Raw genomic sequence first — 21,477 nt, 5'->3', positions numbered from 1 at the left:
GTGGTGAAGGGCACGATGGGCGGAGGCAACTCTCAAAGCTACACCTACGACGCCTTCGGCAACATCTCCGCCGTCACCACCGTGCGCTCCGGCGTTTCGACGACCCGCGGTTACGGCATCGTCCGCTCCACCAACCGCCTGAGCGCCACCGGCTACGATGCCGCCGGCAACCAGCTCCACTTCGGCTCCGGCACCACCGGCTACACCTACACCTGGGACGCTTTGTCCAAGCTGAGGTCGAAGCAGAGCGGCAACGGCGCCATCGAGGACTACTACCTCTACACCGCCGACGACGAGCGCATCAACACCCTCCACTGGGCCGAAAGCCCGATCGAAGAGACCTGGACTCTCAGGGACCTCGGCGGCCAGGTACTGCGCACCTGGGGCACCGTCGGCGGCTCCGCCGGAACCTGGAACCACCGGGAAGACCACGTCCACCGGGATGGTCAGCTGCTGGCTTCCTGGAGACCGGCCGAGGGGCTACGTTTCTTCCACCTCGACCATCTCGGCACCCCGAGGCTCATCACCAAGGCCGATGGCCGCAGCGCGGGGCTTCATACCTACTTTCCGTTTGGGGAAGAGTCCGTGCCCAACGGGTCCACCGAGCGGATGAAGTTCACCGGGCATGAAAGGGACCTGCACGGCACCGCCGGTCAGGGGGATGACCTTGACTACATGCATGCCCGGTACTGCAATCCGCTCAATGGACGGTTTCTGAGCGTCGATCCGGCACGGGAATCCGGCAAGCCGGGGGCGCCCCAGAGCTGGAATCGCTATGCCTATGGGCGAGGCAATCCGGTCAAGTTTGTCGATCCCGATGGTCGAGAGACCGCCGCGGTCCTAGCCATGGAGAGGGACAACCAGGCGCTCTTGAATGGAGAGATCTCCTCCGAGCAGTACTTCGACAACGCCAAAGCAAGGGCCGGAGGAGCTATGCTCGGAGTCTCGCTGCTCATGCCCGGACCTGAGGATGCCGTCATCGCGGGTATTGCCGCCAAGACTCTCAGGGCCTATCGAGCCGCCAAGGAGATCAGGAAGGCCAAACAGGCGACTAGGGCGGCCGAGGCTGCCCAAGAAGTCCCAAGGAGGACCGCGCGGACCACGCCGCGAGACCTCCCTGAAACGCTGGCTCTCGATGAGGCCCAGGGTGGGGCCGGGAAACGAATTATGCAGGGGAAGATAAACGATCCGGAGTACCCGGAGGACGCCTGGGCCAAGATGCAGCATGTGCATGAGAACCCGGACGGAACCAGGACAGTCGTTCACTATTGGGAAAACCTCAAGACTGGTGCTCGGGAAGGATTCAAGTTCAAATGAACACCAATGGGTTGAAGGTAGCTGCCTCAAGAGCCGTGCTAGGGCTGCTTCAATCGGATGAACTTATTCGAGTCGGAGTGCAGGCGCTTGTAAGCGGCTGCGACTCGCCTTCGCTCCGAATCCTGGCTGGGCTGAACGCAACCGAGATCGAGGAAGCGAGAGGGATGTTTAAACGAGCGCTCTCGGAACTCCGCGTCGCTGTGCCTGGCAAGCGGGATGCGGTGATGCACTTGGCGCGAGAGACGGCGAAAGGAATCCTCTCTGGCACGACAGGGGTCTACCTCGGGGCGAAGCAAATCTGGGACCTCACTCATCGTGCATCAGACGAAGAATTTCCGGAGCTCGATTCATTCGTCTATGCGGCCAGCGAATGGGAGGATCGCCCCGAAGCTCGCCATGACTTCGAGGAAGGTATCGTCGCGGCGGCCAGAGAATTCGTGAACGGTTGAGACCTTGGCAGGTTGAGAGACCGAGACGCCATCCCCGAGGAGGCAGGGCGCGCTGTCCGTTCGGCGCTCGAGCGTAATTGAGAGCACCAAACGTGCTCCCATTAAGCTCTAAGCGAAGCGGGGAGGCACTTCGCAGTCAACCCTGCTGGTCGACCGCGAAGTGCCGGCTACGACGCGGCGGCAACCAGCTCACCTTGGGGGCTGGTTCCCTGGGCTTCGCCTACGAGTGGGATTCCCTCTCCAAGATGAAGCGCGCCCGCCGCAACGATGGGACTCGGGACGACCTCTATCTCTACACGGCCGACGACGAGCGCATCTGCACCTTCCGAAACGCCATCCAGTCGATCGAGGAGACTTGGACCGTTCGCGACCTCGACAGCCAGGTTCTCCGTACGTGGACCAATGTCGGAGGCTCCTCCGGAACTTGGACCCATCACGAGGACTATGTCTACCGGGAGGGCAGCCTACTGGCCTCGTGGCGGCCGCAGGAAGGGATCCGCCTCCAGCTCCTCGATCATCTCGGAACGCCGCGACTCTCCGTCAATGCCAATGGGCAGATCCCGGGACTTTCCGTCTTCTTTCCCTTCGGAGAAGAGTTCGGAAACATCCATCTCGATGACCGGTTCGATTCGATGAGGCTATCTTCGCGCTGCAACGGAGTCCTGGATGTGGAGGTCTCGAATTTTGAATCCACTGAAGGGGATTGAGGGAATTCGTTACGACGAAGACGGTGACGGTGTCTTGGAGTACCACGACATTGGTGAGGGCCTGCGGTGGCTTGAGAATCGCTGTGTCGTTTGGGCCGACTGGACAGGTCGCAGGTTCTTGAGTGTGGGCGAGAGTCGAAGGCCGGTTAACTCATCGTGAGCTATCCTGGGTCAAATTTCGAAAGGGCCAATTTTTGTGCCAGGAGATATCGACTAGATGAAAAGACTGACGCTGGTTTGGATTGTCTGCTCTGCTTGCGTCACGCCTATGACGGAAGACCTGGGGCCAGAGGCTGTCGCCCTGCGGCATCTTTGCCAAGAATTCTCTGGTATGGGTGATCTTGCGCCGGAAGTGATTCTCGTGAACGTCGAGACTCGCCCTGTCTTCTCTACTCTCGCACTTCGATACATATATTCCGGGACGCCTCCGGGGCTTGAAGAAGGTGAAGAAGATCTGGCTCGCGATGAGAATCTTGCGGAGAATTTTTCATCCAAAGATATTCCTAATGGTGCGCTTCCCGAGTTGTGCGAATGGGAGTGGCTGCAGCGAGAGGCCAAGAGTAGCGCTGGTGACAAATTGAGACTAGAGCTGTCCGGTATATTGCGAAATCCATTTTCAAACGCTGCGGAAGAGGAGTTGGGAATATTCGCCAAAGTGTCTTCCGGAGAATTGGGCGGTGCCTGGTGGTGGCTCGCCATGAAGAGAAGTGGCCAGGGATGGCATTTAGTTCGCTCTGTCTCGCTGGATGTCTCAGAGAACTAAAGGCAATTGATGTGGTAAAGAGGCCGATCAGGAGGTCGAAGCGTGGCACGGGCCTGATTCATCCACGGCTTGGCGGACCGAATTACAAGGAGCACGTCAGTGTGGAGGTCGACTTGGTCGAGCTCAACGATGTGGTGGTTCATTGCCGCCGTGGGTCCTCGAGCAGCAGGTAGAGGACGTTGTCCTTGAAGCTCGGGTCGCGGGTCACGCCAAGGTGATCGCTGAACAGGAAGTGGACGCCTCGCCAGGCGATGGGGGTGGCGACGTTGGGGCGCCAAGGGTTGCCGACACGCTCGTCGAGGAGGGCGCTGCTGCGCAGGACGGTGCCGTCGCCGGGGGCCTGTTCGATGGTGGTCAAACGGCCGGTCTCGGGCCTGAGCTGGGCGACGGCGGCGGTGGGCACGGAGTCGCCGGCGAAGAGATAGAGCTGGGTACCGGATGGCGGCTCGGCGGCGCGATCGAGGGCACGATGAAAAGCGCGGGCGCGCCGCAGGCTCTTGCGCTGGTGGTCGGCGGCGAGGCGCAGGCGCTCGGCGGGATCGGCGACGTCGGGCAACAACAGCTCGCGGATACGCTCCGCCTGGGGGGCGACCAGTCCCCAGCCCATCTCGCGCCAGAGCTCGGCATCGTAGGTGTCGAGGGACTTTCCTGTAGCGTCCCGGATGGCGCCGTGGCGGGGTCGGGGTAGGAGCTGGTAAATCGAGGGGAAGGTGCCCAGCAGGGCGGCATCGTAGCGCGGCGTCAGGGGCCCGAACTTGCGCCCCTCGATGAGCTGGACGGCGGCCGTCGGCGAGCCGGCGTTGGGGGTTCCGACCAGGATGGCTCGTTCGACATGGCGGCTTCCCGCCCAGTCGAGCGCCGGCAGGGAGCCGTCCGCGGGCAGCGGCTGATCGCCGTAGCGCAGGTAGTAGCGCAGGATCAGCCCACCCATCGAGTGGGCGATGACATCGAACTTGAGATCCGGATCGACCTCGCCGAAACGTCGCTGTGACTGCTCGGCGACGAAGGCCTTCTTTTCGGCGATGAAGCGCGCCAGTCGGTGCGCGTTCTCGACGTTGTCGCGGCGCCAGTCGTAGTCGAACTGAAAGCAGGTGAAGTGGTCTTCGCCGTAGTCGATGTCGCCGTAGTCGACGGCTTCGTCCCGGTAGCCGCCGGCGCCGAGGGTCTTCAAGATCTGGACGTAGGCCTGAAGCTGGAACGGCAGGCCCGCGAGGCGAACCTCGAGGCGGTCGAGGACTCCGGCCGGCTCGACCTCGTCGCGCAGATCGACGAATGGGCGATCCTCGCCGAGGGGTAGGGCGATGAGGGCGAGGTCGTCGTCTCTTTGGGGATTGGCGGCACCGCCGCGAAAGGCGCCCCAGACGGTCCGTCCCGAACCGGGATCGATCAGCCGCGAGCCCAGGATGCCGGGGATGACGATGACCGGGTTGCGGTAGGCGTCGTGATGCTGGGCGGCGCGGTTGTAGATCGCCGAGAGGTCTGGCGTCGCCGGCGCCTGGGGGCGACACGCCAGGCCAGCCAGGAGGGTCGCGAGGAGCGCCCATCGAATCACCCCGCGGGGCGCTCCCCGACCCTCTAGCACCGCTATTCCAACCCTACTCGCAGCAGGTCGATGACCTTGTTGACACCGGGGGTGGACTCGGCTGCCGAGAGGGCGAAGCGTTTGCGCTCGGGGTCCGGCAGCCAGCCCCGCAGGCTGGCGACGCCGTCGACACACTCGACTTCGATTTCGAGCCCGAAGCGGCCGACCTCGGAGAGCAGACGACCTTTGATGCGGGTTTCCAGGAGGGCATCGCGAACCTCGCGCTCGGCGTCCGAGACGGCGGCACCGAGGGCGGTGGAGTCGCCCTTGGCGACCTTGATCCGGTTTTTGACCCGCCGTACGCCGCGCACCGACGCGGCGACCTCCTCGGCGAGCTCTTGGCTCGAGCGCTGCTGCACGGTGCCGGTGAGGAAGGCGCGGTCACCGCGCACTTCCGGCTCGATGGTCATGCCATCGGATCCCAGCTTCTCGAGCAGGGCGAGGCGGACCGCTGTCGTCAGTCGGGCGTCCTCGAGGTTGGTACTGTCGGTCGTTGTGCCGGAGGTCGAAGTTTCAGGGGTGGGAGTCCTGCCAACGCATGCCGTCGCCAGCAAGGCGATGGCGGCGAGAGACAACAAGGATCGCTTCATCGGGGTCTCCTCGTCAGTTCGCCGGCAGTCTATCCCGAGGGGCGGGTCGAGGTGTCGGTGCGCCCTGAGGTAGCGGTCAGGGCTTCGATTCGCCGGTTCAGCGAGAGAAAGAGGACTGCGATCGAATCGCGGCCGTGGGTCCGTCTACCAGGATGAGAGGAGGGGCCAGGAGATGCTTCTACAGGCGATTGGACCGTGGATCTTGGTGGTGCTCGGCGCCGTGACCGTGGTGACGGCGATTATCGGATCTTTCAAGAAGCTGCCCCTCGGGGGCACGGTGGTCAAGTGGATCTTCGGGGTCGCCCTGCTCGGGATCGGCACCTACGGGCCGGCATTCCTGAAGGACTTTACGCCCTTCATCGAAGCCCTCAACCAGGTGGTGGCCGAGCCCACCGTCGAGGGGGTGGTCGAGTTTCTCGACGAGGGGCGCAAGGCGGGAGTTACTCTCCAGGCTCGCCAGGCGGTGTTGATCGATGTGCAAAACCGACCGGGAACCGACTCCCGAGAGCTGCTCGAGATCTACCGTCAGGCCGCCGAGAGCTCTCCCGAAGACCAGGAGATCCTGAACGGGGCCGGGCAGTGGATTCTCGCCGAGAGCAAAGCCCGCGAGCTCGCCAGGCGGCAGATCTTCTCTCAGTTCACGGCGGCTCCGAGCAGGACTGGAAGTGACGATCTGGTGCCCTTCCTCGATCTCGGCGATGAATCCCTGGAGGTCTTCCAACTCGATCGTGGCCAGTTGCAGGAGCTGCAGCTCGGCAGCGAGCACACCATGTGAGCCGGCGGTGGCGCGGGTCGTGGCGCGCCTGGTCCTTTGAGATGCGTCGCGGGAGCGACTCAGTTCCAGAACGAATCCCCGCTCGCTTCCTCTTCTCTCTTACGGGCGAGCTGCTCGTCCATCCAGGTGTCGAACTCGGCCTGCGGCAGGATGTCGAGGTAGCCCCGCATGCGGTAGTGGCCGAGGCCGCAGAGCTGAGCGCAGGCGATCTCGAAATTGAGGTCGTCCCTGCCGTGCTTGGCGCGGAGCTCGGCGGTGGTCATGGTGGGGGTGAACCAAACCGGCGTGACGATGCCGGGGATGGTGTCTTGCTTGATCCGCATCTCGTTGAGCATGAAGCTGTGGATCACGTCCTTGCTCGTCAGGCTGATGATCGCCGGCCGGTCGACGGGCAGCGAGAGGCGGTTGAAGGTGGTGAAGTCGTCCTTGCCGTGGGGATCCTCGGGGTCGAGGCCGATCGGGTTCGAGGCGGCGTCGAGCAGGTCGATGGCGGTGCGCCCGAAAATGCCGTCGGGACCCGGGTAGTGAACGTTCCAGGCGAATTGCTCGGCGATGACCCGGACCTGGGTCGCCGAGGCGAGGGGCGGAAAGTCGTCGACCCGGGCCGACCAGAGGGGAATGGCGAGGCCGACCAGCAGCAGGGCTTCGCTGGTGGCGACGAGGCCTTCGAGCCAATAGCCGGCGCGGGTCTGCAGTCCCCGGGGATTGGCCTTCGGCTGCCGGCTGCTACGGAAGCGCACCAGCACGTAGATCAGGAAGACGCCCCAGCCGACGAAGAGCAGGGCCATCAGACCGTGGATCAGGTAGGTCACCCGGTCGAGGTCGGCGCCGTGGGCCGAGGCCACCTCCGGCAGTCTGAGTAGGTCTCCCATCTCGCGTTCAGCCGGCGATCTCGGCGCGGCCCTGCAGCCGCCGGGCGCGGCGCCGCAGCAGGAAGAACAACAGGCAACCGCTGGCGAGCACGGTGTAGAGCAGACTGCCGAGGAAGATCACCGACCAGCGGGCCGCGTCGAGGGTCGGGTCCTCGGCTTCGCCGAAGCAGACCGGACAGGCGGAGAGGTCGTGGCTCAGCAGCAGGGCGCCGAAGACGGCGAGGCAGAAAGCGACGAAGCGTCGGCGATGCGAGGTCACAGGTAGCTGATCTCCCGGTGGCGGATTAGAAACCAGCGACCGTAGGCCAGCAAGCCGAGGGCGAAGGCGAAGCAGGCGGCGGCGAAAGCGAGAGCGAGGGGCTCGTCGCGGGTCACGACCAGCCAACCACCGGTCCCCAACATGAGAAGGATGCTGAGGCAGAGCAGGACGACGTGGAGGGCCTTGAGGGACATGGTGACGGTCTCGCCAGGAGCTCTAGATGAGGTAGAGGAGCGGGAACAGGAAGATCCAGACCAGCCCGACGAAGTGCCAGAAGAGGCCGCTGGCTTCGACGCGATGGAGGAGTTGCTGCGGCGCCCGCTTCCAGAATCCCGGGCCCGAGGCCCAGAGGTAGAGAATCATCAGCGCGCCGCCCAGGACGTGGACGGCGGTGAGGCCGGTGAGGGTGAAGTAGAGGGCGAAGAAGGTGCTGGTCGATGGATAGAGGCCGCGGCCGAATGCGTCCGAATAGGCTGCCCCTTGGAGCGCCAGAAAGGTGGCGGCGAGGGCCACGGTGAGCCCGAGGGCCGGTCGGTAGAGGGCCAAGCGCTGGCGCAGTAGGGCGCTCCAGCCGGCGACCATGGTGACGTTCGAGAGGATCAAGACGAAAGTGGCGAGCAGACCCAGCGGCAGGTCGAGAATGGTCGCCCCAGGGGGCCAGGGATCGGCGGCACCGACTCGCAGCAGGAGGTAGGCCGCGAAGAGGGCGCCGAAGAGCATCACCTCCGAGGCCAGGAACAGCCAGATCCCGAGCTGGACGTTGTGCAGTCCGGTATCGGGACGGATCTCGACGGTGTAGGGAATGGGGTGCTGGATCGTCGCCTCCTCGCGGCCGCGTCTCAGGGGGAGTCGGCCAGTCCCGGCGAGGCGGCTGCCGGCGGCTGGGATTGGGGCGTGAAATCGGAGGCCCTTCCCGGCAGGCTGTACTCGTAGGGCTGCCGGTGGATCTGCGGAATGGCGGTGAAGTTGCCGGGCGGCGGGGGCGAGGCGGTTTGCCATTCGAGGGTGGTGGCGCGCCAGGGATTGCGGGCGGTCGAAGGGCGGCCCTTGAGGCTGATCAGGAGGTTGATCAGGAAGGGTAGCTGGAAGAGGCCGAGGCCGGCGGCCGAGAGGCCGATCAGGCCGTGCAGGGCGACGACGTTCTCGGTGTGGGCGTAGATCTGGCCGCCGTCGTAGAGGCGCCGCTGCATGCCGGCCAGACCCTGCAGGAACATCGGCAAGAAGACACCGTTCATGCACACCAGGCTGCCCCAGAAGTGGATCAGGCCGAGGTGCCGGCTCATCGGGCGGCCGGTGACCTTCGGGTACCAGTGATAGATGCCGGCGAAGAGGGCGAAGAGAGTGCCCGGTGCCACCACGTAGTGGAAGTGGGCAATGACGTAGTAGGTGTCGTGCAGGTGGATGTTCGAGGCGGCGAGGCCGAGGGGCAGGCCGGTGAGGCCGCCGAGGCCGAACATCGGCAGGAAGGCGATGGCGAAGAGCATCGGCGTGGTGAAGCGGATGGAGCCGCCCCAGAGGGAAAAGAGGAGGGCCGTCAGGATGATCACGGAGGGGATCGAGATGATCATCGTGGTGGTTTGAAAGAAGGTGTTGAGGACCGTTCCCATGCCGGTGAGGAACATGTGGTGGGCCCAGACCAGAAAAGACATGAAGCCGAGGAAGATCACCGAGTAGACCAGCGATCGGTAGCCCCACAGGGGACGGCGCGTGTTGGTGGCGATGATCTCGCCGACGATTCCCAGGGCCGGCAGGATGAGGACGTAGACCTCCGGATGGGCGAGGAACCAGAACAGGTGCTGCCACAGGATCGGGCTGCCGCCGCCGCTGAGGTCGAGGACTTCGCCGCTCACCACTAGGCCGCTGGGCATGAAGAAGCTGGTGTCCGCCAGCCGGTCCATGAGCTGCATCAGGCCGGCCGCCTCGAGGGGGGGAAAGGCCAGCAGCAGGAGGAAGGCGGTGACCAGCTGCGCCCAGACGAAGAAGGGCAGGCGCATCATGGTCATGCCCGGTGCGCGGAGCTGGACCACGGTGGTGATCAGGTTGATGGCGCCGAGCAGCGAGGAGACGGCGAGGAGCACGATGCCGACGAGCCAGAAGGTCTGGCCGAGGGGGGCGATGTTGGCGAGGGGCGGGTAGGAGGTCCAGCCCGATTGGGGGGCTCCGCCAGGCAGGAAGAAGGAGCCCACCATCACCGAGCCGGCGAGCAGATAGAGGTAGAAGGCGACGCCGTTGAGGCGCGGAAAGGCGACGTTTGGAGCGCCGATCTGGAGCGGAACCAGGTAGTTGCCGAAGCCGCCGACGGCCAGCGGCACGACGCCGAGGAAAACCATGATGGTGCCGTGCATGGCCCCGAGCTGGTTGTAGAACTCGGGCAGCACGATGCCGCCGGGCATCTTGGATTCGCCGAACAGGGCAGCGAGCCAGGGCAGCGGTGCGCCGGGATTGGCGAGCTGCCAGCGCATGATCAGCATCAGGCCGAAGCCCAGCAGCAGGAAAGCCGAGGCCGCCAGGACGTAGCGGATGGCGACCATCTTGTGGTCGATGGAGAAGAGGGCTCGCCGCCAGGTCCCGGATGGAGTGTCGATGATCAGCCTTTCTCCAGAGGCCGACGCGTCTCTCTGCGAGCGGCCCGGATCGTCGCAGGGATGGCCTATTTCGGCACGCGCAAAGTGAAGTCCGCGGTCGCTTCGCCTTCCTCGACGGTCACCGTGGTGGTGTGGATGCCGAGCTTCTCGTGCCAGGCGGCGAGCTCGTAGGTGCCGGGTGGCAGATCATCGATCTCGTAACGTCCGTCTTCTCCGGAGATCGAGAAGAAGGGGTGGCTGAGCACGGCGACGTAGGCCTCCATCCAGGGATGAACGTCGCAGCGCACCGGGAAGGCCGGCTCCGGCTCGACCAGCCTCTGGGAGGACTCGGCCACCGTGGGCGGCATGCCGATGTTGAACTCGCGGTTCGCCTTGGGAAGCCCGTGGACGTTGTGGAGAATGCCGTCGGAGTTGCGGAAGAGGAGCTCTTGACCGGTCATCACGGCGACCACCCTGGGTGTGTAGACGCAGCCCACCTGATCGATGACGATCGCTTCTTCCGGGGCTTGGTAGTTGCCCGGCGGAGGATTTCGGACCTGGATCAGGACGTTGGCGAGGGCATTGTCCTCCCCCAGGATCAAGAAGTCCGGATAGACCCGCCCGTCGTGTTTCGCGGCGCAGGCAGGATCGGACTCGATGCGCAGTGGGCGCAGCCGGGGAATCTTGTCATCGAAGACGATCTTGCCGCTCACCGAGCCGCCGTCGGCGGACAGGGACACCGAGAGAAGGGCGAAAATCGTGAGAACGAGGCTGAATCGACGGCCCATGGATTCTCCTTGCGGGTGCGGCGAGAAGGCGCCGTTGCGGTCTTGGGACGGGTCGGCTGGGTCTTCCTCGAAGTGGTCTGAGAAAGCTCGTTTTTCTGGCGGACCGAAGCTTAGTATAAGGGACGGGATCAGAGCTTTGCGGGACCGAATCTCGCCCCCGCCGGAGCTCCTTCCGAGGAGCTTTTCAGGCGCCCGCCCGCCACGCCCGCGCCGGCTGCCGAGGGGGTGCCCGCAAGGCAGCGCCAGATCTCGAGGAGACCAACCGAATGAGCCGCTTCTCGCCCACCGAAACGCCGCGCCGCCGTCCGTTCGTTCTCGGCTGCATCGGCGGCGCGTTGTTGTTGGCTCTGGGAGCCTCGCTGTGGTTGGTCTGGCTCCTCGAGGTGCCTTCACCGGGGGTGCGAATCGGTGCCGAGGTGCCGGCCTATGTTTTCGAGCTGGTGGAGGTCGAGGGGCTCCTCGAGAAGGGTGAAACGGTGCGAGCCTTTTACGATCGCAGCCGCGAGCTGAGCGGCACCAGCGCGGTGCTGGTGACCGATCGGCGGCTGCTCGCGTGGGACGCCGGCGGTCGGCGATCGGTCACCTGGCGGTCGGGCGAGCGGGTGACCGGCCAGGTGGCGGAGAGCGGTGGGTGGCGCTTCGAGGTGTCGGCGGGAGGGTCCTCCCGGTGGCGTTTCGAGGTTGCGCCGGGCCACGGCGGGGAGCGCCTCGCGGCGGTCCTCGAAAGTCTTCAGTCGTCGCCCGCGGGCTCGTCGAACAGGCTCGCCGGCTGAGGGGTCGGCGCGGCCTCGGTGGATTCCTGCGGCGGCTCCACGGGGGCTTCTTCGGCGGTCTTCGGCGGCTCCCCTTCGGCGGTCCCCTTGGCGTCGACCTCCGGAAGGTAGACGTGACGTCCCAGGCCGCGATGCCACACCATGCCGGTGCCCTCGGCGCGGTGGCGAATGAACTGATTGAGCTTCGAGTCGAGGTCGTCGATGAAGTGCAGGACCAGAGCTTCCGGCGTGGTTGGCTCGACCGGCGACGAGTACTCCTTGCGGCCCTGGTGAGCCAGCACCAGGTGCTCGAGCTGGATCTGCAGGTCGGCCGGGAAGTCGGCGATGGCGGCGCAGCGCTCGCGCACCATGTCGCGGCCGATGACGACGTGACCGATCAGGCGCCCTTCCAGGGTGTAGTCGTTGGCCGGCATGGCGCCGAGCTCGTCGAGCTTGCCGAGATCGTGGAACAACACTCCGAGGAGCAGCAGGTCGCGATCGAGGTCGCCGTAGTGGGCGCTCACCTGGTCGGCCAGCTCGGCCATCGACACGACGTGCTCGAGCAGGCCTCCGCGGTAGGCGTGGTGCATGACCTTGGCTGCCGGGTGGACTCGCAGTCGCTCACCGTAGACCGCGAGGGTCTCGCTCGCCAAGCGCGCCAGGATCGGCCTTTCGAGACTGCCGAGGAGGGTCTCCAAGGTTTGATAGAGCTGGTCGATGTCTTCGTGCGTCGAAGGCACCAGCTTGCTCTCGTCGAAGCCGTAGCGGCGATCCTCCTCGGTGGCCCGCCGGCACTCGTCGATGGTGAGCTGGAGCTGGTCGCGGTAGAGCTTGACCAGGCCGCGGAAGGCGACGAAATCATGGGCATCGAAGTCGCCTTCGAGGGCCGGGCTGTCGCTCCAGATCTTGCCCGCCATGGTGCCCGTTTCATCAGCGATCTCGAGGTCGACGAAGGTGCGGTTGTTGCGGTCCTGGCGAACCTCCTTCTTGGTCACCAGGGCAAAGCCCTGAACCCCGTCTCCGGACTCCCAGTCGCGGATCGCCTCGTTGCGTCGAAATTGCGCCATGTCACCTCCCGGCGGGGAGTGTACTGCAGGGGACGCTCGCCCGGAACCGTCTCCTCGTCGCTCCTCCATTCGGTGGCTCCGGCGAGCCTGTTAACCTCGACAACCCAGCCCGGCGGTGGCGCCGTACCTATCCACCGAGGGCAGCCCGAGCTCGGTGGACAGGAGTTCGGCGAGGGCCCTCTCCCTCCGCCGTCGGGTTCGACCCTGCATTCGGTTTTCTCCCGGTGAGGTGCTCCATGAAGCGACCGAAGATTCTGTTGCCCCTGTTGTTGATCGCGGTTTCCCTTTTCGCCGGTTCAGCTCCGACGACCGCTTCCGAGGCCGAGCTGTGGAGCGACTCCCAGCGCGAGTTCTTCCTCGGCGGGCCCGCTCTGCTGCTCGGCGCCGAGAAGCGCGAGCGGCTGGTGACGATGGATCCCGAGGCGCGCGAGCAGGAAATGCTGACCTTCCTGTCCCGCGATCCCGATCCGTCGACCTCCTTGAACGAGCTCGCCGAGGGCATCGAGCGACGTCGTCAGTTGGTGCGCGCGGAGTTTCTGTCGCCCCGTGACATCCGCTCCGAGCTGCTGTTCCTCAACGGTCCGCCGCTGCAGCGCGAGGTGGTGGAGTGCGGGGTCGCCTTTCGGCCGATCGAGATCTGGACCTGGGAAGGCCGTCCCGGTTGGCCTGGCGCCCTCCCCGGGAGCGTGATCGTCTACCAACCGAAGCCCGACGCGGCCTACAAGATGTGGTTGCCGCTCGATTCGAAGCGCGCCCTCTACCAGCCGGATATGGAAAACTTCCTCCAGGAGCTCTACGACTACGGGGCCAACGTCAACCGCCTGCGCCTCGACCTCAGAGCCTGCAAGCCCGGCAAGCGCATCGATCGCATCACCGGCATCAAGGCGCTCCTCGACTATCAGGAGGATCGTCCCCTGGCCGCCGAGTTCACCCGCTTCCTCGAGCCGCCGACGGACCTCGCCGGTTGGTCGGCGGCGGCCGCCGCGACGGTGCTGCCGGAGCTGCCGGACCGCCTCGGGACGGAGGGCTTGACGATGTCCTTCCCGAAGCGTGCCGGCCAGCGCCTGCTGGCCCGGGCGCGGGTGACCCTGCCGGTGTCCTCCGGCATCGAAGTGGCGACGGACGGCGAGGTGCCGGAGCTTCGCCTGGTGGTGCAGGGCGTGATCGAACGCGATGGCGAGCCCTTCGACACCTTCCGCTTTCGCTTCCGGCAGACCGAGCCGAGCGCCGACGTGCCGGTCATCCTGGTGCTCGAGCGCGCTCTGCGAGCCGATCGCACTTATCTGCTGAGACTGCGAATCCAGGACGAGGTGAGCTTGCGGGAAGCCGATCTGTCGGCCGGATTCCGGGTGCCCAAGGCGCCCGAGAAGGTCGACGAGCCGGAGCTCGATGGCGCTATCCAACTGCTGCCCGCCGGCAAGGTGCTGGGGGGCAAGGACAGCCTGCTGCTGACGCCTCCGGAGCAGGAGGTGATGGTGGGGCTGTGGCGCACCGAGGCGCTGGTCACCGGTGAGCGCATTCGCAAGGTCACCTTCTTCGTCGACGGGGAGGCTCAACTGACCCGCAGCCGGCCGCCCTTCGGAGTCGAGATTCGCCTGTCGGAGGTGCCCAAAGAGCAGGTGGTGCGCGCCGAGGGCTACGACGCCGAGGGCGAATTGGTGGCCTTCGACGAGGTGCTGGTCAATCAGATTCGCGGTGCCTTCGCGGTCCGGCTGGTGAGCCCCAAGCGCGGTTTCGTGGGATCCGGTCCGGTGGAGGTGCGGGCCGAGGTGGTGGTGCCCGAAGCGCGGCGGGTGGAGTCGGTGGAGATTCGCCTTGGCGATGAGTTGATCGCCACCCTCAGCAGCCCACCCTGGATCGCCCAGGTCTTCGTGCCGCCGCCGTCGGAAGGAACGCTGACCTACATCTCGGCGACGGCGACCCTCGACGACGGTCGCTCGGCCGAGGCGGTGCGGTTCGTCAATGCCCCGGACTTCGTCGAAGAGGTGGAGGTCAATCTGGTCGAGCTCTACGCCGCCGTCCTCGACCGCTCGGGGCGGCCGGTGAGCGGCCTACAGCAAGACGACTTCGAGGTTTTCGAAGACGGTCGCCGGCAGGAGATCAGCAAGTTCGAGCAGGTGGCCAACCTACCGCTGTCGGTGGGCGTGGTGATCGACACCTCGGGCTCGATGGTGCCCTCCATCGGCCAGGCACAGCAGGCCGGCAAGGAGTTCATCGATCGTGTCCTGAAGCCTGGTGATCGCTGTTTCGTGGTCGGCTTCTCGGATCGCCCGGCGCTGCTGATGCCGCCGACGGACGACGCCGCGGCCTGTACCCTCGGCCTCGACGAGCTCACCGCCTTCGGTGCCACCGCCCTGCACGACGCCATCGTCAGCAGCCTTTACTACTTTCGGGGAATTCGTGGCCAGAAGGCTCTGGTTCTTCTCTCCGACGGCGACGACACCGCGAGCTCGATCGCGTTCCCGCCGGCGGCCGAGTACGCTCGTCGCAGTGGGGTCGCGATCTACACCATCGGTTTGCAGGTCGGTGCCCTCAACGTCAACATCCGCCAGAAGCTCGGCAAGCTGGCGGAGGAAACCGGCGGCCGGTCGTTCTTCGTGCGCAATGCCGAAGAGCTCGACGAGGTCTACGGTGAGATCGAGGAAGAGCTGCGCAGTCGCTACCTGGTAGCGTACGCGTCGGATAACACGACGGTGGAAGAAGGGGAGTTTCGCGAAGTGGAGCTGAAAATGAAGCGGCGGGGCCTGAAGGCCCGAACCATGCGGGGCTACTCTCCTTGAGGCGGGCGACGCTGGCAGCGCTGGCGGTGGCGAGCGCGGCCTTCGCCGGGGGCCTGACGGCCGAGTCCGTCAGCATGACCCTGGAGGGCGTCAAGGGGGTCTACAGCCAGCCGGGGGTGACCGTCGAGCCGCCGGTTCAAGGCTCCCTGAAACTGCGCTTGACCTCGCCGCGCAACGAGCTCCATCTCGACGACAACGTGCTGCGCCTCGAGCCGGTGGGCGACGGCACCCATCGGGTCGGCCTGACGGTGACCTTTCGCGGTCACGGCTGGCTGGTGGCGGAGCTCGATGCGGCCGGCACCGCGACGCCCTTCGAGGACGAGGTGCGGATTCCCGAGCAGACCCTGGAGATCGCCGCCCGGGTGCGGCTGGAGCGCGGCGAGGGCGGCTACGACGTGACGCCGGTGGAGATCCCGGCGACCGCCGAGGTGCGCTTCGAGAGCAATGCCGCCCAAGGGTTGCTGTCCCTCTGTCGCGGCATGGCCGCTTTGCCGATCTTTCCGGTCGACTGTCGGGTGGTGGAGCGCTCCCTCACCCGTGCCGACCTGCCCTTGCCCGCAGTGGGCGAGACCTTTCACCTGCAGGACGGTTTTCTCACCGCCGCCGACCGGCGCCAGATCGACGCCTATTTGACCGCCCACGACGGCTGAGATCCCTGCCATGTTGCGAGCTCCTCTGACCACCCTTCTGGTGATGTCCATCGTGGCGGTGTTTGCCTTGGAGCTGATTTTCGCCTTCCTCGGCCAGGGTGGGCTGCTGCGCGATCTGGGGGCGAATTTCGGCCCGCTGGTCGCGGAAGGCCAGCTCTGGCGGCTGGTCAGCAGCATGTTCCTGCACGGTGGGCTTTTCCACCTGGCGGTGAACGGCTGGGCGCTCTATCAGCTCGGTACCCTGGTGGAGCTGTGGATGGGCAAGGGACGCCTGTTGGTGGTCTACGTGGTGACCGGCGTGGCGGGGTCGATCGCCAGTGTCGCCTGGAATCTCTTCGGGGCGGAGATTCCGCGGCCGAGTGTCGGGGCGTCGGGGGCGATTTTCGGCTTGCTCGGGGCGCTGATCGCGTTTCTGGTGCGGCGGCGGGATCGCTTGCGGCCGGAGGCGAAGTCGATTCTGCGCTCGCTCAGTTTTTGGGCCGCGATCAATGTCTTTCTCGGTTTGACGGTGCCGGTGATCGACAATGCGGCCCACCTCGGCGGCCTGTTCGCGGGTTTTGCACTCGGTTGGTTCCTGCAGGCGCGCCGCCGGCTGCGGCAGCCACCCCCGCCGCCTCCTGATCCGCAGGAGGTCTGGACGCACCCTTCGTCTTCTTCTTCGACCTGGTCTTAGTCGGGCCTTCTCAGCTCATCCCCCTCTGATGGTTCCGAGGGCCGCTCGGTGTTCCCGATGACTGCGTTCGGATCGCACTTTTGGGCCGCCGGTCGTTCCCGGTGACTGCGTTCGGATCGCACGTTTGGGCCGCCGCTCGTTCCCGGTGACTGCGCTCGGATCGCAGAACTCGCCCGGCCGGGATCTGCTTCGAAGCTCACACAGGGTCCTTCGAGAGTTCTTTGCTTCGGAGCTCTCTTCTGCTCGGACAGGCTGCGCTCCGTGCTCGTTCACCGGGCTCGTCCGGCTCCGTTGTGGGTTGGCAGGGTCGATCGCTGGTGGTGGCAGGGGCTTCAACGGTCCGAGGGCTGGGTTTGGTGGGTCTCGGAGCGGAGCGTGAGCCCGCGGGCAAGGTCCTTGGGAGTCCCAGGCTCGGCCCGTGGAGGAGGAACGGAGGCATCTGTTTGAGCCGCAGGCGAGTTGTGCCTCCGTCCGGAACGGGCCGATTCGGAGGCCGCTGACCTTCCTCGCGGGCGGATAGCGGAGCGCAGAGACCCGCCGAACCCAGCCCTTCTTCGCCAATGCCGGCCGCGCGCCTTCCAGGATCGGCCGGACCGGCCGATGACATCGAGGAAGCGAAGAAAAAGGAGCCCCGTGAAGGGGCTCCTTGAATGGTGAAGGCTGTTCGCCGTCGTTAGGGGCAGGTGGCGAAGGCGTTGGTGTCGGTGACCGCCGGGGCCGGTGGCCCCGGGTAGTTGAAGTAGATCTTGTTGACGCCGGCGCGAATGTCGAAGACCTCGAGGCGGTAGAAGACGTTGGTGACTCCTGCCGTGAACACCCAGTAGCGACTCGGCACCAGCGGGCAGGCGTCGAGTACCTTGACCATCACCTCCCAGTTGGTGGGAGCGAAGAACCACAAGATGCCCGACTCCGGGGTGGTCAGGCCGGTGACCACCCGGGCCGGCCCGGTCTCGTCATCGGGCTTGCGCCAGCTACCGGTGACCGAGAAGCGGTCCTGCAGACAGAGCTGGTTGACGGTGGTGGGGTTGCAGGACAGTGCTACCGGGAAGGTCAGGAAGAAGGTGTCGCCGTTGAGGGTGCCGTCGAAGTTGCCGAGGCTGTCGTCGGCGCCGTTCATGCCGTAGACCGCCACCAGGCCGGGCTCCGGGGAGGTCTTCTCCTGGTTGATGTTGGCGCGGATCTCGGCGGTGGTGAGGGCCCGGTTCCATAGGCGAACTTCGTCCAAAGTGCCGGTAGGTGTAATGAACCAGTCCGCGTCACGGGCCACCATGAAGGGGTCGTTGCTGGGCGGAACGGCGCCGCCTTCGGCCCACTCGCCGGCGATCTCACCGTTGATGTAGTGGCGCCGGAAGCCGCCGCCGTAGGTGACGGCGATGTGAGTCCACTGGGTCGTCGGGACGGCGCCGGCCGTGCGAGCACTGGCCGAGCCGCGGACGTAGCTTCGCAGGGTGCCGTTGCAGACGCCGAGCCAGTAGCTCGTCGTCCAGCCCTTGCCCGCAATGCTGACGCAATTGCCGGTGTTCCCGATGAAGACCCAGGCCTCCAGGGTCATGGCGTTGCCCGGATTCAGGGCGTTGCTGTGGGGAACCTCGATCCATCCCGGCGAGTCCTGGTCGACGATGATCCAGCCGCCGTAGGGCTGAGCCTGGGCCACGGGAACCGCGAGGCTGGCGATGAGCAGGATTCCGATCGTCCAGAGGAACTTTCGCATGTTGCTTCTCCTCGATAGTTGGCTGTCATCGACCTCGTGGCGAGATCGGTGGGAGGATCTCGGTCGAAGACCATCGCAACCACTGTCGGTTGCGGCGCGGTTTCGTTACCCGGTGAGTAAGTCTACGCCTGAATCAGTAACCACAAGTGTATGTTCCCATTGGGCCGACAGCGAGCCATCGAGGGTGACGGCGGTCCAGCCGTCGTCGAGCACCTTCACCTTCCAGGTGCCGGCGTTGATCATCGGCTCGACCGTGAAGACCATGCCGGCGGCGAGCTCTACGCCCTGGCCGCGGCGACCGTAGTGGGGCACGAAGGGGTCCTCGTGGAAAGACAGGCCGGTGCCGTGTCCGCCGAAGGCTTGCACCACCGAGTAGCCGCGCCCCTCGGCGAGCTCTTGGATGGCCGCCCCGATATCGCCGATGTGGGCTCCCGGCCGGATCTGCGCGATGCCGCGGTCGAGGCACTCCTTGGCGGTGTCGACCAGGCGACGGGCGTCGTCGCTGATCTCGCCGACGGCGTACATGCGGCTCGAGTCGCCGTAGAAGCCCTCGACGATCGAGGTCACGTCGATGTTGACGATGTCGCCCTCGACCAACTCGCGGCTGCCGGGGATGCCGTGGCACACCACTTCGTTGATCGAGATGCACGAACTCTTCGGGAAGCCCTTGTAGCCGAGGGGTGCCGGAATCGCTTTGTGGTCCTGGGTGACCTGGTGAATCCAGCGGTCGATCTCGCCGGTTGTCACCCCCGGGACGACCCGTTCGCCAACCTCGTCGAGAATCTTCTTGGTCAGCCGTGAGGCGCGCCGAATGCCCGCGATCTCCTCGGCCGTCTTGATCCGGATGCCGCCCCGCCGCGGTGCTTTGGGGAGGCTCGCCGAGCGGTCCTCCCGCAGGTGGCACTTCTTGTACTTCAGTCCACTACCGCACCAGCAGGGATCGTTCCGGCCGGGCAGCCGGGCCGGCGGCTTGGCGAAGTTGGGCTCGTTCATGGTCTGGGCTCTCGAAAACCGGTTCATCGACCCGGGGAGCTTACCTCAGGCCTGAAAAATCAGGCGATTTCGCACCGGAACTCGGGGCTCGAGGAGCCCATGCCGAGCCCTCGGCGGGGTCTTATTTGCGCTTGTGCGGGACCAGCTCGCGCTTGCGCATGCGGATCGCTTCCGGGGTCACCTCGACCAGCTCGTCCTCTTTGACGAACTCGAGGGCGTCTTCGAGCTGCAGGGTCCGCGGAATGGCGAGGCGCACCAGCTCATCGGACGTCGAGGAGCGCATGTTGGTGAGCTTTTTTTCCCGCGTGATGTTGACGTCGAGGTCGTTGGAACGGTTGTGCTCGCCGACAATCATGCCCATGTAGACGTCCTCGCCGGGCTTGACGAAGAGGGTGCCCCGGGGCTGCAGGTTTTCGATCGCGTAGGCGGTCGTTTTGCCGGCCCGGTCGGAAACCAGCGAGCCACTCGAGCGATGGGCGAAGTCCCCCTGCCAGACGTCCCAGCCATCGAACAGGTGATTCAGGATGCCGGTGCCGCGGGTTTCGGTGAGGAAGTCGGAGCGGAAGCCGATCAGGCCGCGAGACGGAATGCGAAACTCCAGCCGTACCCGCCCGGAGCCGTGATTGACCATCTGCAGCATGCGCCCTTTGCGCGCGCCGGCGAGCTGGGTCACGGCGCCGATGAACTCTTCGGGACAGTCGATGACGAGCTGCTCCATGGGTTCGTGCTGGCGGCCTTCGATGGTGCGGATGATGACCCGCGGTTTGCCGACCGAGAGCTCGTAGCCTTCGCGCCGCATCATCTCGATCAGGATGGCGAGCTGCAGCTCACCGCGGCCGGAGACCTGGAAGGACTCCGGCGAGTCCGTCGGATCGACCCGGATCGCCGGGTTGCCGAGGGCCTCGCGCTCGAGCCGTTCGCGCAGCTTGCGCGAGGTCAGGTGGGTGCCGTCGCGCCCCGCCAAGGGCGAGGAGTTGATGGTGAAGATCATCGCCAAGGTCGGCTCGTCGATCTGGATCGGCGGCAGCGGTAGCGGATTCTCGGAGTCGGCGATGGTCTCGCCGATATTGACCTCGTCGAGACCGGTGATGGCGACGATGGCGCCGGCGCGGGCCGTCTTCGCTTCGACCCGGGCCAGGCCCTGGTAACCGTAGAGCATGGCGATCTTGCCCGGCACCTGCTCGCCGTCGCGGCGACAGAGCAGCACCTCCTGGCCCTTCTCGACGGTACCGCTGACCACCCGGCCGACGGCGAGACGACCGACGTAGTCGTCGTAGTCGAGGGTGGTGATCAGCATCTGCAGCGGCAGCTCCGGGTCGAAGCGCGGCGGCGGCACGGTGCGCACGATCTCGTCGAAGAGCGGCTCGAGGTTGTGGTTCTCGCCTTCCGGCTCGTGGCGCACGACGCCGTCCCGAGCGATGGCGTAGAGGACCGGGAACTGTAGCTGCTCTTCGTCGGCGTCGAGCTCGATGAAGAGGTCGTAGATCTCGTCGAGAACCGCTTGCGGCCGGGCGTCGGAGCGGTCGATCTTGTTGATCACCACGATCGGCGGCAGGCCGGCGTCGAGGGCCTTGCGCAGCACGAAGCGGGTCTGCGGCAGCGGTCCTTCGCTGGCATCCACCAGCAGCATGACGCCGTCGACCATCTTCAGAATGCGCTCCACCTCACCCCCGAAGTCGGCGTGGCCCGGCGTGTCGACGATGTTGATGTGAGTGCCGCGGTAGAGCACCGCCGTGTTCTTGGCCATGATGGTGATGCCCCGCTCGCGCTCGAGGTCGATCGAGTCCATGACCCGCTCAGCCACCTCCTGATGGTCGCGAAAGGTGCCGCTCTGCCAGAGCATGGCGTCGACCAGTGTGGTCTTACCGTGGTCGACGTGGGCGATGATCGCCAGATTGCGAATGTCGTCTCGAGTTGCGAGGGTCATCGCTCGGATTCCATGGGGTCATTGACGGCCTGTGGTGTCTGCGGGCGGGCGAGGCGAGGCGGCGCGGGCAAAACCTCGACAGGACTGCGTCATCCTGCGTCTTCGGTTGGCTTTGTCGGGAGACTGGACCAGGCCGGCGGCCGCCGCACGCCTGTCGCGAGCGATTGATAGCACGCCGCCGGCCCGCGGCGCAAGGCAATTTGGCTGGTCGGCCCTATTGCCTTCGGAGGGCGACCGTTCATATGCTGCCCGGCGGAC

The 21,477-nt window shown here is 65.6% G+C and carries 21 protein-coding genes; 9 read left to right on the top strand and 12 right to left on the bottom strand.

Translation table 11 applies throughout. The features are described from left to right. The 4 genes from AAF604_20110 to AAF604_20095 form a co-directional block, all read left to right on the top strand. On the top strand, nucleotides 1-1,317 hold a 1,317-nt coding region (locus AAF604_20110), incomplete at its 5' end, for an RHS repeat-associated core domain-containing protein (protein ID MEM7051983.1). Continuing rightward, nucleotides 1,314-1,766 carry a hypothetical protein gene (locus AAF604_20105; protein MEM7051982.1) on the top strand — a complete coding sequence of 151 codons (453 nt, stop codon included), beginning with the start codon at nucleotides 1,314-1,316 and terminating at the stop codon, nucleotides 1,764-1,766. The genes AAF604_20110 and AAF604_20105, both read left to right, overlap by 4 nt. A gap of 245 nt (nucleotides 1,767-2,011) precedes the next feature. Further along, complete coding sequence (locus AAF604_20100; GenBank protein ID MEM7051981.1) at nucleotides 2,012-2,473, top strand: hypothetical protein; 462 nt, start codon at nucleotides 2,012-2,014, stop codon at nucleotides 2,471-2,473. Between the two features lie 217 nt (nucleotides 2,474-2,690). Then, complete coding sequence (locus AAF604_20095) at nucleotides 2,691-3,236, top strand: hypothetical protein (GenBank protein ID MEM7051980.1); 546 nt, start codon at nucleotides 2,691-2,693, stop codon at nucleotides 3,234-3,236. Between the two features lie 139 nt (nucleotides 3,237-3,375). On the opposite strand, the gene AAF604_20090 is transcribed toward AAF604_20095, so the two are convergent. Together AAF604_20090 and AAF604_20085 are read right to left on the bottom strand one after the other, a co-directional pair. Next, nucleotides 3,376-4,788: a hypothetical protein gene (locus AAF604_20090; GenBank protein MEM7051979.1), complete on the bottom strand. Its 1,413-nt coding sequence runs from the start codon at nucleotides 4,786-4,788 to the stop codon at nucleotides 3,376-3,378. A 32-nt stretch (nucleotides 4,789-4,820) separates the two neighbouring features. After that, entirely contained in the window at nucleotides 4,821-5,408 is a 588-nt protein-coding gene (locus AAF604_20085) for a BON domain-containing protein (protein MEM7051978.1), read from the bottom strand. 172 nt (nucleotides 5,409-5,580) lie between these two features. Between AAF604_20085 and AAF604_20080 the strand changes: the two genes are divergently transcribed. Continuing rightward, complete coding sequence (locus tag AAF604_20080) at nucleotides 5,581-6,183, top strand: hypothetical protein (protein ID MEM7051977.1); 603 nt, start codon at nucleotides 5,581-5,583, stop codon at nucleotides 6,181-6,183. Between the two features lie 59 nt (nucleotides 6,184-6,242). Here AAF604_20080 and AAF604_20075 read toward each other — a convergent pair whose 3' ends face one another. From AAF604_20075 to AAF604_20050, 6 genes are all read right to left on the bottom strand, one after another. Continuing rightward, on the bottom strand, nucleotides 6,243-7,055 hold the full coding sequence (locus tag AAF604_20075; GenBank protein MEM7051976.1) for a hypothetical protein: 813 nt from the start codon (nucleotides 7,053-7,055) through the stop codon (nucleotides 6,243-6,245). A 7-nt stretch (nucleotides 7,056-7,062) separates the two neighbouring features. Beyond that, the gene (locus tag AAF604_20070; GenBank protein MEM7051975.1) at nucleotides 7,063-7,314 is read right to left on the bottom strand and encodes a hypothetical protein; all 252 of its coding nucleotides are present in this window, start codon (nucleotides 7,312-7,314) and stop codon (nucleotides 7,063-7,065) included. Continuing rightward, the gene (locus tag AAF604_20065; GenBank protein ID MEM7051974.1) at nucleotides 7,311-7,508 is read right to left on the bottom strand and encodes a hypothetical protein; all 198 of its coding nucleotides are present in this window, start codon (nucleotides 7,506-7,508) and stop codon (nucleotides 7,311-7,313) included. Before AAF604_20065 ends, AAF604_20070 begins: the two co-directional genes overlap by 4 nt. Before the next feature lie 22 nt (nucleotides 7,509-7,530). Next, nucleotides 7,531-8,082, bottom strand: coding sequence for a cytochrome c oxidase subunit 3 (locus tag AAF604_20060; GenBank protein MEM7051973.1), 552 nt, complete (start codon nucleotides 8,080-8,082; stop codon nucleotides 7,531-7,533). A 71-nt stretch (nucleotides 8,083-8,153) separates the two neighbouring features. Further along, nucleotides 8,154-9,845, bottom strand: coding sequence for a cbb3-type cytochrome c oxidase subunit I (locus AAF604_20055; protein ID MEM7051972.1), 1,692 nt, complete (start codon nucleotides 9,843-9,845; stop codon nucleotides 8,154-8,156). Between the two features lie 119 nt (nucleotides 9,846-9,964). Further along, entirely contained in the window at nucleotides 9,965-10,666 is a 702-nt protein-coding gene (locus AAF604_20050) for a carboxypeptidase regulatory-like domain-containing protein (GenBank protein ID MEM7051971.1), read from the bottom strand. A gap of 266 nt (nucleotides 10,667-10,932) precedes the next feature. Between AAF604_20050 and AAF604_20045 the strand changes: the two genes are divergently transcribed. Then, nucleotides 10,933-11,439 (top strand): hypothetical protein, encoded by a 507-nt coding sequence (locus AAF604_20045; protein MEM7051970.1) that lies wholly within the window; start codon nucleotides 10,933-10,935, stop codon nucleotides 11,437-11,439. Here the strand turns inward: AAF604_20045 and AAF604_20040 are convergent. Continuing rightward, entirely contained in the window at nucleotides 11,397-12,485 is a 1,089-nt protein-coding gene (locus tag AAF604_20040) for an HD domain-containing protein (GenBank protein ID MEM7051969.1), read from the bottom strand. The two genes, AAF604_20045 and AAF604_20040, sit on opposite strands and share 43 nt — an antisense overlap. Before the next feature lie 236 nt (nucleotides 12,486-12,721). On the opposite strand from AAF604_20040, the gene AAF604_20035 reads away from it, so the two are divergent. Genes AAF604_20035 through AAF604_20025 form a run of 3 tightly spaced genes read left to right on the top strand, consistent with a single transcriptional unit; the run spans nucleotide 12,722 to nucleotide 16,588 of the window. Then, complete coding sequence (locus tag AAF604_20035) at nucleotides 12,722-15,265, top strand: VWA domain-containing protein (protein MEM7051968.1); 2,544 nt, start codon at nucleotides 12,722-12,724, stop codon at nucleotides 15,263-15,265. After that, on the top strand, nucleotides 15,262-15,915 hold the full coding sequence (locus tag AAF604_20030; protein ID MEM7051967.1) for a hypothetical protein: 654 nt from the start codon (nucleotides 15,262-15,264) through the stop codon (nucleotides 15,913-15,915). The genes AAF604_20035 and AAF604_20030 overlap by 4 nt, the downstream gene beginning before the upstream one ends. 10 nt (nucleotides 15,916-15,925) lie before the next feature. Next, entirely contained in the window at nucleotides 15,926-16,588 is a 663-nt protein-coding gene (locus AAF604_20025) for a rhomboid family intramembrane serine protease (protein ID MEM7051966.1), read from the top strand. A gap of 673 nt (nucleotides 16,589-17,261) precedes the next feature. Here the strand turns inward: AAF604_20025 and AAF604_20020 are convergent. The 3 genes from AAF604_20020 to typA form a co-directional block, all read right to left on the bottom strand. Continuing rightward, on the bottom strand, nucleotides 17,262-18,299 hold the full coding sequence (locus tag AAF604_20020) for a LamG domain-containing protein (protein MEM7051965.1): 1,038 nt from the start codon (nucleotides 18,297-18,299) through the stop codon (nucleotides 17,262-17,264). Between the two features lie 105 nt (nucleotides 18,300-18,404). Further along, nucleotides 18,405-19,292: a type I methionyl aminopeptidase gene (gene map, locus AAF604_20015; GenBank protein MEM7051964.1), complete on the bottom strand. Its 888-nt coding sequence runs from the start codon at nucleotides 19,290-19,292 to the stop codon at nucleotides 18,405-18,407. Nucleotides 19,293-19,413: 121 nt separating this feature from the next. After that, nucleotides 19,414-21,219: a translational GTPase TypA gene (gene typA, locus AAF604_20010; protein ID MEM7051963.1), complete on the bottom strand. Its 1,806-nt coding sequence runs from the start codon at nucleotides 21,217-21,219 to the stop codon at nucleotides 19,414-19,416. Nucleotides 21,220-21,477 lie beyond the last annotated feature (258 nt).

The organism is Acidobacteriota bacterium, from assembly GCA_039028635.1.
GTDB lineage: Bacteria > Acidobacteriota > Thermoanaerobaculia > Multivoradales > JBCCEF01 > JBCCEF01.
The sequence above is the reverse complement of the archived record's forward strand: the minus strand, read 5'-3'. Positions and strand labels throughout refer to the sequence as shown.